We start from the raw sequence: 13,757 nt of genomic DNA, 5'->3' as shown, positions 1-13,757 counted from the left end.
GCATTCTATGGATTTAGCCATGAGCTGCATGGATGAGGTGCAATCACAAGCAATGAAAGCTTATCTGGATTTACTGCAAGATATACTGGATCATGGGACCGCGAAAGGAGACCGCACCGGAACGGGAACGATTTCAGTGTTTGGCCGGCAGCTGCGCTTTGATTTGAGCAAGGGCTTCCCTCTTGTAACCACCAAGCGAATTCATTTGAAGTCGGTTGTTCATGAATTGCTGTGGTTCCTGAAAGGTGATACCAACATATCTTATTTGAAAGAGAACGGAGTTTCCATTTGGGATGAATGGGCGGATGAGAACGGGGATCTGGGACCGGTTTACGGTTCGCAATGGCGCTCATGGGAAGCGCCGGACGGAAGAAAGATTGATCAAATTTCAAATGTCATCGAATCGATCCGGAATAATCCCGATTCCAGGCGGCATTTGGTCAGCGCTTGGAATGTGGCCGAGGTGGATCAAATGAAGCTCCCTCCCTGCCATTTCGTGTTTCAGTTCTACGTAGCAGACGGGAAGCTGTCCTGTATGTTAACGATGCGCTCGGTCGATAGTTTCCTCGGTTTGCCTTTTAATATTGCGAGCTATGCTTTACTTGCGCATATGGTTGCCCAGCAATGTGATTTGGAGGTCGGCGATTTTATCTGGTCCGGAGGCGACGTGCACATCTATTCCAACCACCTTGAGCAGGTGAGAACGCAGCTTGAACGTGAGCCGTTCGACCTGCCAACGCTTGTCATCAAACGGAAACCGGCATCGATTTTTGACTACAAGTTCGAGGATTTCGAGTTTGTGAATTATAAGCACCATCCCGGAATCAAAGCACCTGTTGCCATTTAATCGAGCATTCGCATAGGAGGATGGAATCGTTGAGCATTACTTTAATCTGGGCAATGGCTGAAGGCGGTGTGATTGGACGCGACAACCGGCTGCCCTGGCGGCTGCCTGCCGATATGGCCTTTTTCAAGGCGCAAACGACGGGGAAAACCGTTTTGATGGGACGCAAAACGTGGGAGTCCATGGGCTCGAAACCACTGCCAAATCGTATAAATGTTGTGCTTACCCGCGATAAAGCGTTCAAGGCGGAAGGCGCAAAAGTACTGAATTCCTTCGAAGACGCCGTGAAATTAGGCGGGCATGAAGAGCTGATGGTCATTGGCGGAGCTGAAATTTTCGCGTATTTCCTGCCTTTGGCGGATCGCTTGCTCGTTACCGTGATCGATGAATTCATTGAAGGAGATGTCCGTTTAACCGATTTGGATTTGGGCGATTTTAAGCTTGTGGAGGAGCGGCAAGGCATCCGGGATGAGAAAAATCCATATAATTACCGCTTTCTAACCTATGTTCGTTCATAGTAATATGTAGTATAGTGCAAATATTTATTGGAAAAATCCATTAATTTGGTCTCACAGGCGGTGTTACACTATTTGAAACATACGCGTGAGAGGACAAGTAAGCAGAACTGGGGGAATGGTTATGTCTACACCTACGGGTTTTATGGAAATTAAACGCCAGCTTCCGGCAGATCGGGATCCGGGAGAGCGGGTCAAGGATTGGGAAGAGTTTCATAAGCATATGTCGGAAGAAGAACTGCGCTCGCAGGGAGCCCGTTGTATGGATTGCGGCACGCCGTATTGTCATACTGGTATTGATATGACGGGCGGAACCTCGGGTTGCCCGGTGCATAACCTGATTCCGGAATGGAACAACCTGGTTTATCGGGGATTGTGGAAAGAGGCGCTTGACCGTCTGCACAAGACCAACAACTTTCCGGAGTTTACGGGCCGTATTTGTCCTGCTCCGTGTGAGGGTTCTTGTACCGTAGGCTTGATTGGACAGCCTGTAACGATCAAGACCATTGAAGAAGCCATTATCGAGAAGGGCTTTGAAGAAGGCTGGGTCGTTCCTGAACCTCCGGCTTCGCGGACCGGCCGTAGAGTAGCGGTTGTCGGCTCCGGTCCGGCAGGACTTGCCTGTGCGGCGCAGCTGAACAAAGCGGGCCATCTTGTGACCGTATACGAACGTGCGGACCGTGTAGGAGGATTGCTCACTTACGGTATTCCGAACATGAAGCTGGATAAAAAGATTGTAGAGCGCCGTGTCAAACTGCTTGAAGCGGAGGGCATTACTTTTGTAACCAATACCGAGATCGGCAAAGATATTCCGGCCCGGCAGCTGGTAGACGAATTTGATGCGGTTGTATTGTGCGGCGGGGCTACAAAGCCGCGCGAATTCAACATCGAAGGCAGTGAACTCAGCGGCGTTGAATACGCCATGCCTTATCTGAACGGAACCATCAAGAGCTATCTGGACAGCAATCTGGAGAATGGTGAATACCTGTCGGCCAAGGACAAGGACGTTATTGTCATCGGCGGCGGCGACACAGGCTCTGACTGCGTAGCCACGGCTTTGCGTCACGGCTGCCGCAGCGTTACCCAGTTCGGCACGCATACCAAGGCGCCGCTGGAGCGCGATCCGATCAGTAACCCTTGGCCGCAGTTCCCGAACGTATATACGCTGGATTACGCGCATCAGGAAGCTAAAGCGGTATTCGGCAAGGATCCGCGTGAATTTTCCATCATGACGACGAAATTTGTCGGCGATGAGAACGGCAACCTGAAAGAACTGCACACGGTTCAAATTGAACGTATTGTGGATGAAACGGGCCGCAAGATTTATAAGCCGATCCCGGGTACGGAGAAGGTCTTCCCGGCGCAGCTGGCGCTGATCGCTATCGGTTTTGACGGTCCTGAGCACACGATCGTGAACGAGCTGGGGCTTGAAACGGACCGCAGATCCAATGTCAAAGCCGGATATGGCAAGTTCAAGACGAGCGTAGACAAGGTGTTTACGGCAGGAGATATGCGCCGCGGACAGAGCCTTGTTGTCTGGGCGATTAACGAAGGACGCGAAGCGGCACGCGAAGTCGATAAATATTTGATGGGCGCTACGGTTCTCGTTTAAGTGTGTTAAACGAAATCATTTTGCAAGCAAGCCTGTACCTCTTCCTATTGGGGGTGCAGGCTTTTTTTCATTATATTAGCATTGATCAATGCGGGCTTGGCGGAGGCACCAAAACGCAGCCGTTTAAACTGTTTTTTGCTTTCCATCCCGCTTGGGCCTATAGCGACACTCATTACCTGTGACTATGGACAAGCTGCGGCAAAAGCAGTTTAATCAAAATTATGGTATAATAGAGTCAATGGTTAGGGAAAGGACTTCCGCGGGTCACCAGGGCAAGCGGAGGTCCTTTCTGTGTGAAGCAAGAGAGGGGAATGGGGTTTGAAGACACTTGTGATCGCAGAGAAGCCGGACATGGGACGGACTATTGGCAAAGTGATTGAACCGCGGGCCAAGAACAACCGGGTCTATCTCGAGGGCGACCAATATATTATTACGTGGGCAATTGGGCATCTTCTGGAGCTTGCCGAGCCGGATGCCTATGATCCCAAGTACAAGAAATGGAATTTTGCGGATTTGCCGATTCTGCCCGAGCAGTTTCGGATTGTACCGAACCCGAAGACGAAAGATCAGCTTAAGACGATCGGGGAACTCGCGAGACGATGCGAACGGATCGTCAATGCCTGCGATGCCGGGAGAGAGGGACAGTACATATTTGCGCTCATTCAGCAGCAGCTGAAGCTCAAACAGCCCGTGCAGCGGTTATGGATTTCCGATCTGACCTCGGAGAGCATTGCCAGAGGCTTCAGCTACTTACACGACAGCGCCGAATTCGACAACTTGACGCTTGCGGCAAGGGCCAGGAGCGAAGCCGACTGGCTGGTCGGGATGAACGCTTCCCGCGCTTTTACAACGAAGCACCGGGAGCTGCTTTCGGTGGGCAGAGTCCAGACCCCCGTACTGGCGCTCATTTATGACCGTCAGAAGGAAATCGAAGCGTTCGATTCCCAGACTTTTTACGAAATCAAGGCGCTGTTTGCTAGTGAGGACCGTTCTTACAGCGGCACCTGGCAGGGCGAAGGATTGACGGAAGCGGATAAAGCGGCAGCCATCGCGGATAAGGTGAGAAATAAACCCGGACGCATCACCCAGTATGATATTAAGGATACGAAAGAATATCCGTTCAGATTGTACGATTTAACGCTGCTGCAGCGCGAAGCCAATGCGAAATTCGGCTATTCGGCCAAAAAGACGCTCGATATCGCCCAGGCATTGTATGAGCGGCACAAGGTGATTACGTATCCGCGCACAAGTTCAAACTATGTGACGGAGCAAAATATCGACGGCATGCATAAGGCATTGCACATGCTTAAATCAACGCCTTACAAGGATTTGGCGGACGGAGCCGAAGCAGGCCGGGTTCACAAAAACAACAAAGCGGTTTGCAATCCGGAACGGGTCGAGGATCACCATGCCATTTTGCCGACGCTCAAGCGCTCTGCTGCGCTCAGCAAAGACGAGCAGCAAATTTACGATCTGGTGATCAGGCGGTTCCTGTCCCACTTCTATCCGCCTGCGGAGTATAAACAGCATACCGTTCTCACAGAAGTGGAAGGGGAAACCTTCAAAACTAATGTCAAGGAATTGCTTTCTCCCGGTTGGAAGGTTTGCCAGGGCGAAGAATCAGGCACCAAAAACGGAAAAGGCAAGAAAAAAGAAGACGAGGAAGAGGAAGAGCTTGTCAGCGAGCCTTTCGCGGTCGATCCGGATCGTATGGTTCAGTGCAGGGAGGCTGAAGTGAAAGAGAAGGCGACCAAACCGCCAAAAGCGTTCACGGAAGGCACCCTGCTCAAAGCGATGGAGAGCGCCGGCAAACAGCTTGAGAATGATGAGCTCAGGGAAGCCATGAAGGATGCCGGGCTTGGAACGCCGGCGACCAGGGCGGCTACGATTGAACGTCTCAAGAAGGTCGGCTACATCACGATGCAGGGTAAAAGAATCACCGTGACCCAAAAAGGGCGGACGGCGGTGGAGTTGATCCGGCATGCCGGCGTAGAGCTGCTGACCTCGCCTGAAATGACGGGGCAGTGGGAACGCAGGCTGCATCAAATCTCCAAAGGGGAAGCGGCTGCGGAAAAGTTTATGGAGAACGTAAGAAAATTTACAATCTCGATTGTCGAGAAGGTGCGCTCGCAGAAGAAAGCCGATGCCTCGCTGTTTGAAGGCAAAGCGAAGCAATCCTCCCGAACCCGCTCCGGCGGAGAGCGTAGTTCCGCTGGAAAGCGGGGAACCCGTTCCGAAGGGAACGGACCTTCCGGAGGCAGCACATCTTCAAAATTGGCAAGCGGAGAACGGGAAATTCTCGGGACATGCCCGCGCGAGGGCTGCGGCGGCCAGCTGATCGAAGGGCGGAAAGGTTACGGCTGCACCCATTTTCGACAGGGCTGCGGTTTTGTGATCTGGAAGGAATTTGCCGGTAAAAAAATATCTCGCCCCATGCTCGCCTCATTGCTGCAAAAAGGGGAGACCCAGCTTCTGTCGTTCAAGGACGACTCCGGCGATTACAAAGCGAGAATCGTTCTGGCCGAGCCGGATAGCGGGCGACTGGGCATAGTGAGGAAGGAATAGGTGAACCGCTGGGATACAGCCAGCATGCCCACAGCGGAGAACGCAGGTGGACATTGAGAAATTAAGATGGAACAATGACAAAATGACAAATGACAAACGGACCCTGTTACAGGGTCCGTTGATGTTTCAAGGCAATGCTTTCGGCGATAATGCTCGGGACTTCCTCCAGGGAAGTGGTGGTATACATGATCATGTTCGTTTTTTGCTGCAGTTCGATCAGATTATAGGCCCATTCGTCCGGCCGCTTAATGTAAATGCTGTTAATGCCGGCTGTTAGAGCGGGTTCAATGTCGGTACGCAAACTGTTTCCGATCATCCAGGTCAGGCTTCGGTTAAATTGGTGCATCCCGATAATTTCCTCGAGGGCTTGAACATTTTTGTGCTGGCGGATATAGATCCGGTCATCGAAATACTCGGAAAGCCTCATCTGGTCAATCTTTCGCTGCTGGATCCGGGTTTCTCCGCCGGTATAAAGATAAAGCTCATGCCCTTGTTTCTTAAGGATTTCGAGCGTTTCAACCATGCCGGGATAAGGCTCGACAGTATGATCGTAGACGCTAAGGCCCAGTTTGACCAGCCGGGCTTCTTCGATTTTACTTGCCGGATGGTCAAGCAGCCGCGCGAAATAGCGGTACGTTTCAACGAGCGATTGCGGAAAATGATGGCTGGCGAAGCCGATCTGATGCACGCCCGCTACATCGATTTCGATCTGTTTCGCGCGAATTTCGGAAGGTTTGATCCGCTCCGGTCCAAACATATCCTGAAGCAGTTCCGTGAACTGGTCCAGAACCATTTCAAAGTATTTGTTGCAATATATAAGCGTGTCATCAAGATCAAAAATAACATGCTGCCGCAAAACAGGTTTGTTCTTCATAGAAGCCACTCCTTTTTAACTCCCTGTCTTTCTAATTTGGCGTCTCGCTTCGGAATCCATTATACCTGAATATAGGATTCAAGAAAAATTTGCAGCTCCGCAGCTCCGTCTTCGCGCAGGCTGTACTTTTCCTGCCGGTTCTTCTCCAAATGGATGCGCAGCAATCCGGCAACCCGTAGCATCATAAGATCGCTGGTCAGCTCGTCTCCCGATTCCGGCATGCCCTGTCTGATTTCTTCGAGCGATCGCGGACCGCCGCTGGCTATAAAACGAAGCAGCTTCAAGCGTTCAGGATCGGCCAAAGCTCGCGTCAGTCTGAGCAGGACGTTTGGCGGCTGCTCGTCTTTCTCCGGAAAGTCAATCGGGTATTGAATCATCAAGGTTTGGTTGTAAAAGCAGTATGTATTTAAAGGCCTCAAATGAAGGGTTGGCAAAAGGACCACTTCTTTTACGGACAAATGGTCGCCGACGATAATGCCGCTTGTAGCGAGCTCGATCAGGCCCTGCGGATCCATCTTGTTTTGCAGCGTTTTTTTCTCAAAAACATCCTCGCGCAGGTAAAGCTCGTGCTCGGGTTCAATGTACTGAAAGTAGCGCTCATACCAAATATGAAGCAGCGGAAAATAACGGCTTCGCACAAGCTCGACAGCCCCTGTGGTAAGTGCCGGCAAAAAGTCGGCGATGCTTGCATGCAGCGCTTCGGCTGTAGCATTTTGCAATTGCTTGAGAAAGTGAGTCACCCGCATTTTCGGTCTCCGCCGGATCGCCAAGGCAAAAAGAATGTCATAATCGTCAAAAGGCCAGGCTGCGGCCCGGTCAATCAGAGCTGCTTCCTTCTCAGGCAGCTTTTCCCGTGTTTGAGCCAGCCATTCGGCGCCTAGGTCCAGACTGCTGGTCCAACTGCGGGTTGTGTAAATCATGAAACTGCTTAGAAATTCGTATATTGGAGAAACGTCCACTTTAACGTTATAGGACATGTAATTGTACCCCCCGCAAAATCATTGCTTCTTTCCCATTATGGCTCGTTCGGTGAAAGATTGTCTACTATAATGTTTAGGTTTGAATCATTCCAGTTTATCATCTTTTTGAAAAGTAACAAAGATGAAACGGGTAAGCCGAATTTGTCCGCTGGATTTTAGAGGCCGTTTCCCCTACACTAAAGGTAAGAGAATTACGGCTTGTCAAAAGGAGAAAAGCCCATGTATAAAGTTGTAGGTCTGACCAAACGGATAACGTCCGATGGAAAGCCTGTGCTCAGCGGCATTGACGCGTTGTTTGGAGAAGGGGAAATGATCGGTGTCGTTGGGCCTAGCGGAAGCGGCAAAAGTACCTTGCTACGGTGCCTATCCTTGCGTACGCGGTGGAATGAAGGCGATTATTTGGCAAATGGAGATACGCTCATTTCAGGAGGCGGATCCGCCCCTATGAAGTATAAATCCAAATTCGCTTATCTGGAGCAAAATCCCCAGCTTTATCCGAACAAGACGGCTCATAAGAATGTGCTGATCGGACAGGTCGGTCAAACGCCGTGGTGGCGGCGGATGACAGGGATGGTTCGTTCGGACGATTATATGGGAGCCATGGATGAACTTGAGAAGTTAGGGCTGCTGGACAAGGCCAAAGTGCCTGCCGGCAAGCTCAGCGGCGGGGAGAAGCAGCGCGTCGCCATTTGTACGGCTCTGGTGCACGGGGCGTCGGTCTTGGCTGCCGATGAACCGGTAGTGGGACTGGACCCGCATTCATCGGATAAAGTGCTTTCGGTGCTGAAATCCGTTTGCGAACAGCAGGGGAAGACGGTCATCGTCGTACTCCCGGTCGAGCTTGCGGAACGCTGGTGCACGAGAATATGGGGCGTGAACGACGGTCGGCTCATTCTGGATGTGAAGGGCAGAAGATTAACAACAGCTGAGAAAAAGTCCATATAGCATGAAGAGAGTGATTGTATTGAAAGGCAAACATAGGCTGGGCATTCTGATTGGATGTCTTCTGATGCTCGTCCTTAGCGGATGTGATCTGGATTTCGATCCAAAGGCATCGATGAAGACCCCTCAGCTTTCGCTGGATAAAGAATCTTTGAGAAGCGTAGTTAATTTATATTTGGCACAGCTGCCGAGCGGCGGTACTCCGATTCGTCCGAACGACAATGGAACGGCCAGTCTGATCCGTGTGCAGGATTTTGATAACGACGGGATCAACGAAGCGCTGGTATTCTATGAAACTCCCGACGATCCGGTGCCGATTCACGGCGTTATTTTTGAGAACAAGGGGAAAACCTGGGTTCCTGAAGCCAAGATTGATGGAGAAGGCCAGGTGCTCGAGTCTCTTCAGCTTGCGGATTTGACCCATGACGGCAAAATTGACATTATTGCAGGTTATTCCAACGGGGAGCAGCAAGTTCAAAAAGGCCTTTCTGTTTACTCGTTTTCAGGTGGGAAGCTGGAGAAGATTCTGGTGGAGCTGCCGTATAGCTATTATGCCATCAATGATTTGAACGCCGATGAGAAAAACGATTTAACGGTCGTCTATTTCAAGAAAAATGACGCTTCCAACATTACGACATACCAGTATGACGGGAAATCGTTTGAGCAATTGGACAAGCTGGAACTCGATTCCAACATCAATGGCTATTATAATATGGTTACAGGAAAGATAACTGCTGACGGGGAACAAGGAGTGATGCTGGATGCGTCCCTGTCGCAAGCAGGCAATGCCGCTTATACCCTTGCTGTTACCATGAAGGAGGGCAAACTGGTCCAGATCCTTGGACAGGACCAGACGTTCAAAGATGAGCTGATTGCAAGCGGAGATGTCAACGGGGATGGCATACTCGAATACGGTCTGCTGCAAAAGCCATCCGGATGGGAAGGCTTCTCTCCGGAAGATATCCCATGGTTCTATACCTATTATCAATGTGACAATAATGAGAAGCCTGTATGGCAAGAATATTTGGGAATCAGAATTCCAGCAGAACTGATTGGCAAAATAACGATCGACGCAAAATCCGTGAAGAACCAATATCTGAAATTTATACGGATTGACAATGGGCAGACCGTATTGGAAGTTAAATATTTTACGCTTGCCCAGTGGGATCGAAGCAAACAGGACTGGAAGCTCCTTGAGCGGACAAGCGACAAAGTCATTGGATACCGGGCTACGGGCAGCGGATTCAAGATTGGTTCGGATGAACAATAGGGTTAGAGAGGAAGGTTTGTATCTGTGAGCAAAGTATTGATTTTGGAAGATGAAGAATCGATTCGCAGTTTTATTGTAATTAACCTGAAGCGCAACGGCTTTGAAGTCTTGGAAGCAGCCGACGGAAATGAAGCGCTGAGCAAGCTTACTTCCGTCCCTGACATCGACATCGCGCTGCTCGATGTTATGGTTCCGGGGATTGACGGGTTTGAAGTGTGCCGGCGGGTACGGGAAACCAACGAACGGATCGGCATTATTTTTCTGACCGCCAAGGTCCAGGAACAGGACAAGGTCTACGCCTTGTCCGTGGGAGCCGACGATCACGTCAGCAAGCCGTTCAGCCCGACAGAGCTGATTGCCAGAATCCATTCACTGCTGCGCAGGGTAAACGTGTACCGGGAGAGCAGCGCAAAGGTCTCATTCACCTCCGGTCCTTTCTCCCTGGATCTGATCACGAAGCAGTTCAAGAAGAACGGGCAGTTGGTAGAGCTCACTCCGACTGAATTTTCGCTCATCCAATATTTTCTGGAGCAGGAGAACACGCCGCTGAGCCGGGATGTTCTGCTGGATCATGTATGGGGCAAAGATTATATGGGGGATCCCAAAATCGTGGATGTGAACATTCGCCGTCTGCGTCAGAAAATTGAGACCAATCCTTCCGAGCCTGTGTATCTTCAAACGGTTTGGGGACACGGCTATAAATGGAAAGGCGAGGGTCAATGATCAAGAAAGGGATTGGCCGCCAAATTGTATTACATTATTTTATCGTAGTGTTTATGACACTGCTATTGGTTGAAGTTATTTTCATGTTTGCCATTCGTTCTTATTACTACAACAGCATCAGCACCCATCTGGAGAATTACGCAGCCTGGGCCTCGGACTATTTTCAGAAGTATGTGAAGCAAAGCGATGAAGACGAACTCAGTTATCTCCCTGATATGATCCAGACTTTTAAGCTGGTGAATACGGAGGTAGAGATATTAAGCAGCGATGGGGTTGTCCTGATCAACAGTACGGATTTTCAAGTTGACAAGCCTGTGCAGACAAGTGATTTTCTGCAGGCAAAGGCGGGGAACATCAGTAAATGGATCGGCAGGCAGCCCGGAACCGGAGAATTGGTCATGGCGGTTTCAAGCCCGCTTAAAGTCAACGGAGAGAACAAATACATTATCAGGTATATCACATCACTTGAGCTGGTGAACGAAAAGCTGCTGAATATCACGCTGCTTTCAATCGTTGTCGGAGTCATCGTGCTCGCCGTGGTGCTGCTGTTCAGTATGGGGCTCGCCAATTCGATCGTGAAGCCAATCAATAATATCCAGGCTGTCTCCTCGCAGATGGCGAAGGGGAATTTCAATGTAAGGGTCAAAGGCGATTATGCATACGAGCTTGGTGAACTTGCTGCCACACTGAATTTCATGGCTCTGGAGATTGTCCGGAGCAACCAGATCAAGGATGATTTCATCTCTTCGATTTCTCACGAGCTGCGGACTCCGCTTACCGGTATCAAAGGATGGAGCGAAACGCTGACCTCCGGCGGCTTTGACCCGGAAGAAACCGAGATCGGCATGAAAATTATCTCGAAAGAAACCGACAGGCTGATCGGTCTTGTAGAGGAAATGCTGGATTTCTCCAAGCTGCAGCAAAATGAAATGAAGCTTGTAATCAGTCATGTCAATATTGTTGAACTGCTTCAGGAAATTATGCTCAATGTTTGGGCAAAGGCCGAACAAAAGCAGATTCAACTAAAGCTGGAGGGGCAGGTAGAGCAGCCTTTAATGATACCGGCCGATCCGAACCGATTAAAACAGGTTTTCCTCAATATTGTGGACAACGCGATTAAATTTTCGCATGAAAACGCCTTGATTTATTTGAATGTCGAGCAGACCGAGAAGAGTGCGGTCGTCTCCGTAAAAGATACCGGGATCGGTATCAGCGAAGAAAATTTGCGCAAGGTAAAGGACCGCTTCTTCCAGGTCAATCATCAGGGCGGTGGAACAGGGCTTGGTCTCGCTATTACCCAGCAACTGGTTGAACTTCATCAAGGGACAATGGACATTGACAGCGAACTGGGTTCCGGCACAACGGTAACCGTATCTCTTCCGCTTTTGCAGGAAGAAATCGAAGACAGCATGAGCAAGCAGTAATTGCGTAGAGAGAGAACGACATAAATGTATGGACAGGAGGAATAAGGATTTTGACTACTCAAGGCAGCAGCGAAATCAGAACCGAAACGGGAAAAGCTTTCCGGGTGAGGAAGGCGCAGCCGCAGGATGCTGAGATCATCCGCAGCATGCTCGTTGAGGCTGCACAGTGGATGATAGCTTCGGGTATCCGTCAATGGAATCCCGATCAATTCACACCGGAGGAAGTATTGTCTTATTTTAAAGTCCGCAGCCTTTATTTAGCTTTTGACGGAGAAGTTCCGGCAGGGATGTTCACGCTTCAAAGCACCGATCCGGATTATTGGGGCCCTTTGAATGATGACGGGTTTTACTATTTGCATCGCTTAACGGTGAGTCAGCCCTACCGAAGTCAGAGATTAGGAGCAGCGCTCGTGAAATGGGCGGTCGATAAGAGCCGTATTGATGATAAGAAGGGACTTCGGCTTGACTGCAGGGCTACAAACGACAAGCTTAACAGCTATTATCAGGGACTCGGGTTTCGCAGGGTCGGTTCATCCGAATTGAATAACAGTCTGTATACCTTATACCAGCATCATGAATGTGGATGAGCGTAAAAGGAAGTATGATAGAAACGACAAGAGGGTCCTAAGCTTTATATAAAAGTTAGCTTAGGACCCTCTTTTACCCTAAAGCCGCTATTTAAGAAGACATTCCGCCCGCACGAAGCGCTCCAGGGCTGTCGTAAACTTCCTTTAGCAAACGGGTTGGCTGTGGACGAACAACCGGTTTGGCGAGTACGGTTTCGCCTGGGACAACCACAAGAACCTGATCCGGAGAGCCTTTGATGACTGCCCCGTCTTTGATCGTGGCGCCTTCGCCGATAATCGCGCATTCAATCAGCACGTTGCGTCCGATCGAAGCGTTTGGCATGACGACGCAGTCCTTGATTTTGGCAAAACGTCCGATAGATGTACCACCAAATATAACAGACCGTTCGGCATAACCTTCCAGCGCGCAATTGTCATGAACAATCGAGTTTCTGGCCGGAATGGTGCTATGCTTAGACTCCTTGAGCTTGGTGCTCCACTCATTCGTGTACATCGGCCAGGACGCATTGTGCAGCTTCCAATCGTTTTCCTCGGCGAGAAGATCCATATGAGCTTCCCAAAGGCTTCCGACCGTTCCTACGTCTCTCCAGTAGCCTTTGAAAGGAAAGGCATACATGGGTTCCGTATCAGCCAGCATCTTGGGAATAACATCTTTGCCAAAGTCATGGCTTGATTGTTCATTCACAGCATCTTCGAGCAAATGCCGCTTCAAATAACTCCACTTGAACAAATAAATGCCCATGGAAGCGAGGTTGCTTTGAGGTTGTTCAGGTTTCTCCTCGAATTCCGTAATACGGTACTTCTCATCCGTTACCATGACGCCGAAGCGATGTGCTTCTTCCCAGGGCACAGGCATGACGGAAATTGTGGCGGGTGCGCCCGTTTTCGTATGGAAATCAAGGATCTCGCGATAGTCCATATGGTAAATGTGATCACCGGACAGAATCAGAATATTTTCCGGATTATGGCTGTCAATATAGTCCAAATTTTTATAAATGGCATCAGCTGTTCCCAAATATTCATCAGATCCACTGTTGCTGGAAGGAAGTAAAGATATTCCTCCATTCACGCTGCGTCCGAGTCCCCAAGCAGTCCCGTCTCCGATGTGTTCATGCAGCGAACCGGCTTCATATTGCGTTAATACGCCGATCGTATCGATTCCGGAATTGACGCAGTTACTGAGAGGAAAATCGATAATCCGGTAACGGCAGCCGAATGGCACCGCCGGTTTTGCTTGGTTTGACGTGAGCGGGGATAACCTGCGGCCTTCCCCTCCAGCCAACAGCATGGCAATGCATTGTTTATTACTCATGTCGTTTCCCTCCCAATTTGAATTTGTCAGTGTAGTACATACATAAACGAGATATACTGTTGTTGAAACCATTTTATTGGGAATTAACTGAAAAATTACAATTTTTATT

Annotated in this window: 12 protein-coding genes; 9 read left to right on the top strand and 3 right to left on the bottom strand. The window is 49.9% G+C overall.

The features are described from left to right. Nucleotides 1-52: 52 nt before the first annotated feature. The 4 genes from thyA (at nt 53) to K7397_RS01800 (ending at nt 5,536) form a co-directional block, all read left to right on the top strand. Nucleotides 53-847: a thymidylate synthase gene (gene thyA, locus K7397_RS01815; protein WP_223066232.1), complete on the top strand. Its 795-nt coding sequence runs from the start codon at nt 53-55 to the stop codon at nt 845-847. A gap of 29 nt (nt 848-876) precedes the next feature. After that, nucleotides 877-1,362, top strand: a complete 486-nt coding sequence (locus K7397_RS01810) for a dihydrofolate reductase (RefSeq protein WP_223066231.1) — start codon at nt 877-879, stop codon at nt 1,360-1,362. 121 nt (nt 1,363-1,483) lie between these two features. Continuing rightward, nucleotides 1,484-2,971 carry a glutamate synthase subunit beta gene (locus K7397_RS01805; RefSeq protein WP_223066230.1) on the top strand — a complete coding sequence of 496 codons (1,488 nt, stop codon included), beginning with the start codon at nt 1,484-1,486 and terminating at the stop codon, nt 2,969-2,971. Between the two features lie 318 nt (nt 2,972-3,289). After that, nucleotides 3,290-5,536, top strand: a complete 2,247-nt coding sequence (locus tag K7397_RS01800) for a type IA DNA topoisomerase (protein WP_223066229.1) — start codon at nt 3,290-3,292, stop codon at nt 5,534-5,536. 106 nt (nt 5,537-5,642) lie between these two features. Here K7397_RS01800 and K7397_RS01795 read toward each other — a convergent pair whose 3' ends face one another. Both K7397_RS01795 and K7397_RS01790 read right to left on the bottom strand, forming a co-directional pair. Beyond that, entirely contained in the window at nt 5,643-6,410 is a 768-nt protein-coding gene (locus tag K7397_RS01795) for an HAD family hydrolase (RefSeq protein ID WP_223066228.1), read from the bottom strand. A 59-nt stretch (nt 6,411-6,469) separates the two neighbouring features. Further along, nucleotides 6,470-7,387 (bottom strand): winged helix-turn-helix domain-containing protein, encoded by a 918-nt coding sequence (locus K7397_RS01790; RefSeq protein WP_223066227.1) that lies wholly within the window; start codon nt 7,385-7,387, stop codon nt 6,470-6,472. Between the two features lie 222 nt (nt 7,388-7,609). On the opposite strand from K7397_RS01790, the gene K7397_RS01785 reads away from it, so the two are divergent. Genes K7397_RS01785 through K7397_RS01765 form a run of 5 tightly spaced genes read left to right on the top strand, consistent with a single transcriptional unit; the run spans nt 7,610 to nt 12,336 of the window. Continuing rightward, nucleotides 7,610-8,335: a phosphonate ABC transporter ATP-binding protein gene (locus tag K7397_RS01785; RefSeq protein WP_223066226.1), complete on the top strand. Its 726-nt coding sequence runs from the start codon at nt 7,610-7,612 to the stop codon at nt 8,333-8,335. 10 nt (nt 8,336-8,345) lie between these two features. Then, nucleotides 8,346-9,602 (top strand): hypothetical protein, encoded by a 1,257-nt coding sequence (locus tag K7397_RS01780; RefSeq protein WP_337926663.1) that lies wholly within the window; start codon nt 8,346-8,348, stop codon nt 9,600-9,602. Nucleotides 9,603-9,626: 24 nt separating this feature from the next. After that, nucleotides 9,627-10,325: a response regulator transcription factor gene (locus tag K7397_RS01775; RefSeq protein WP_223066224.1), complete on the top strand. Its 699-nt coding sequence runs from the start codon at nt 9,627-9,629 to the stop codon at nt 10,323-10,325. Beyond that, nucleotides 10,322-11,749 (top strand): HAMP domain-containing sensor histidine kinase, encoded by a 1,428-nt coding sequence (locus K7397_RS01770; RefSeq protein ID WP_223066223.1) that lies wholly within the window; start codon nt 10,322-10,324, stop codon nt 11,747-11,749. The genes K7397_RS01775 and K7397_RS01770 overlap by 4 nt, the downstream gene beginning before the upstream one ends. A gap of 50 nt (nt 11,750-11,799) precedes the next feature. Continuing rightward, on the top strand, nt 11,800-12,336 hold the full coding sequence (locus K7397_RS01765; protein ID WP_223066222.1) for a GNAT family N-acetyltransferase: 537 nt from the start codon (nt 11,800-11,802) through the stop codon (nt 12,334-12,336). A gap of 91 nt (nt 12,337-12,427) precedes the next feature. Here K7397_RS01765 and K7397_RS01760 read toward each other — a convergent pair whose 3' ends face one another. After that, nucleotides 12,428-13,648: a glucose-1-phosphate adenylyltransferase gene (locus tag K7397_RS01760; RefSeq protein WP_223066221.1), complete on the bottom strand. Its 1,221-nt coding sequence runs from the start codon at nt 13,646-13,648 to the stop codon at nt 12,428-12,430. Nucleotides 13,649-13,757 lie beyond the last annotated feature (109 nt).

Source organism: Paenibacillus caui, from assembly GCF_019904135.1.
GTDB lineage: Bacteria > Bacillota > Bacilli > Paenibacillales > Paenibacillaceae > Fontibacillus > Fontibacillus caui.
Note: the sequence above shows the minus strand (reverse complement) of the source record. Positions and strands in the feature narration are given on the sequence as shown.

Coding starts and splice junctions, on each gene's coding strand:
- thyA (WP_223066232.1), top strand. CDS start 53: ATGAAAGCTTATCTGGATTTACTGCAAGATATACTGGATCATGGGACC.
- K7397_RS01805 (WP_223066230.1), top strand. CDS start 1,484: ATGTCTACACCTACGGGTTTTATGGAAATTAAACGCCAGCTTCCGGCA.
- K7397_RS01795 (WP_223066228.1), bottom strand. CDS start 6,410: ATGAAGAACAAACCTGTTTTGCGGCAGCATGTTATTTTTGATCTTGAT.
- K7397_RS01790 (WP_223066227.1), bottom strand. CDS start 7,387: ATGTCCTATAACGTTAAAGTGGACGTTTCTCCAATATACGAATTTCTA.
- K7397_RS01785 (WP_223066226.1), top strand. CDS start 7,610: ATGTATAAAGTTGTAGGTCTGACCAAACGGATAACGTCCGATGGAAAG.
- K7397_RS01770 (WP_223066223.1), top strand. CDS start 10,322: ATGATCAAGAAAGGGATTGGCCGCCAAATTGTATTACATTATTTTATC.
- K7397_RS01760 (WP_223066221.1), bottom strand. CDS start 13,648: ATGAGTAATAAACAATGCATTGCCATGCTGTTGGCTGGAGGGGAAGGC.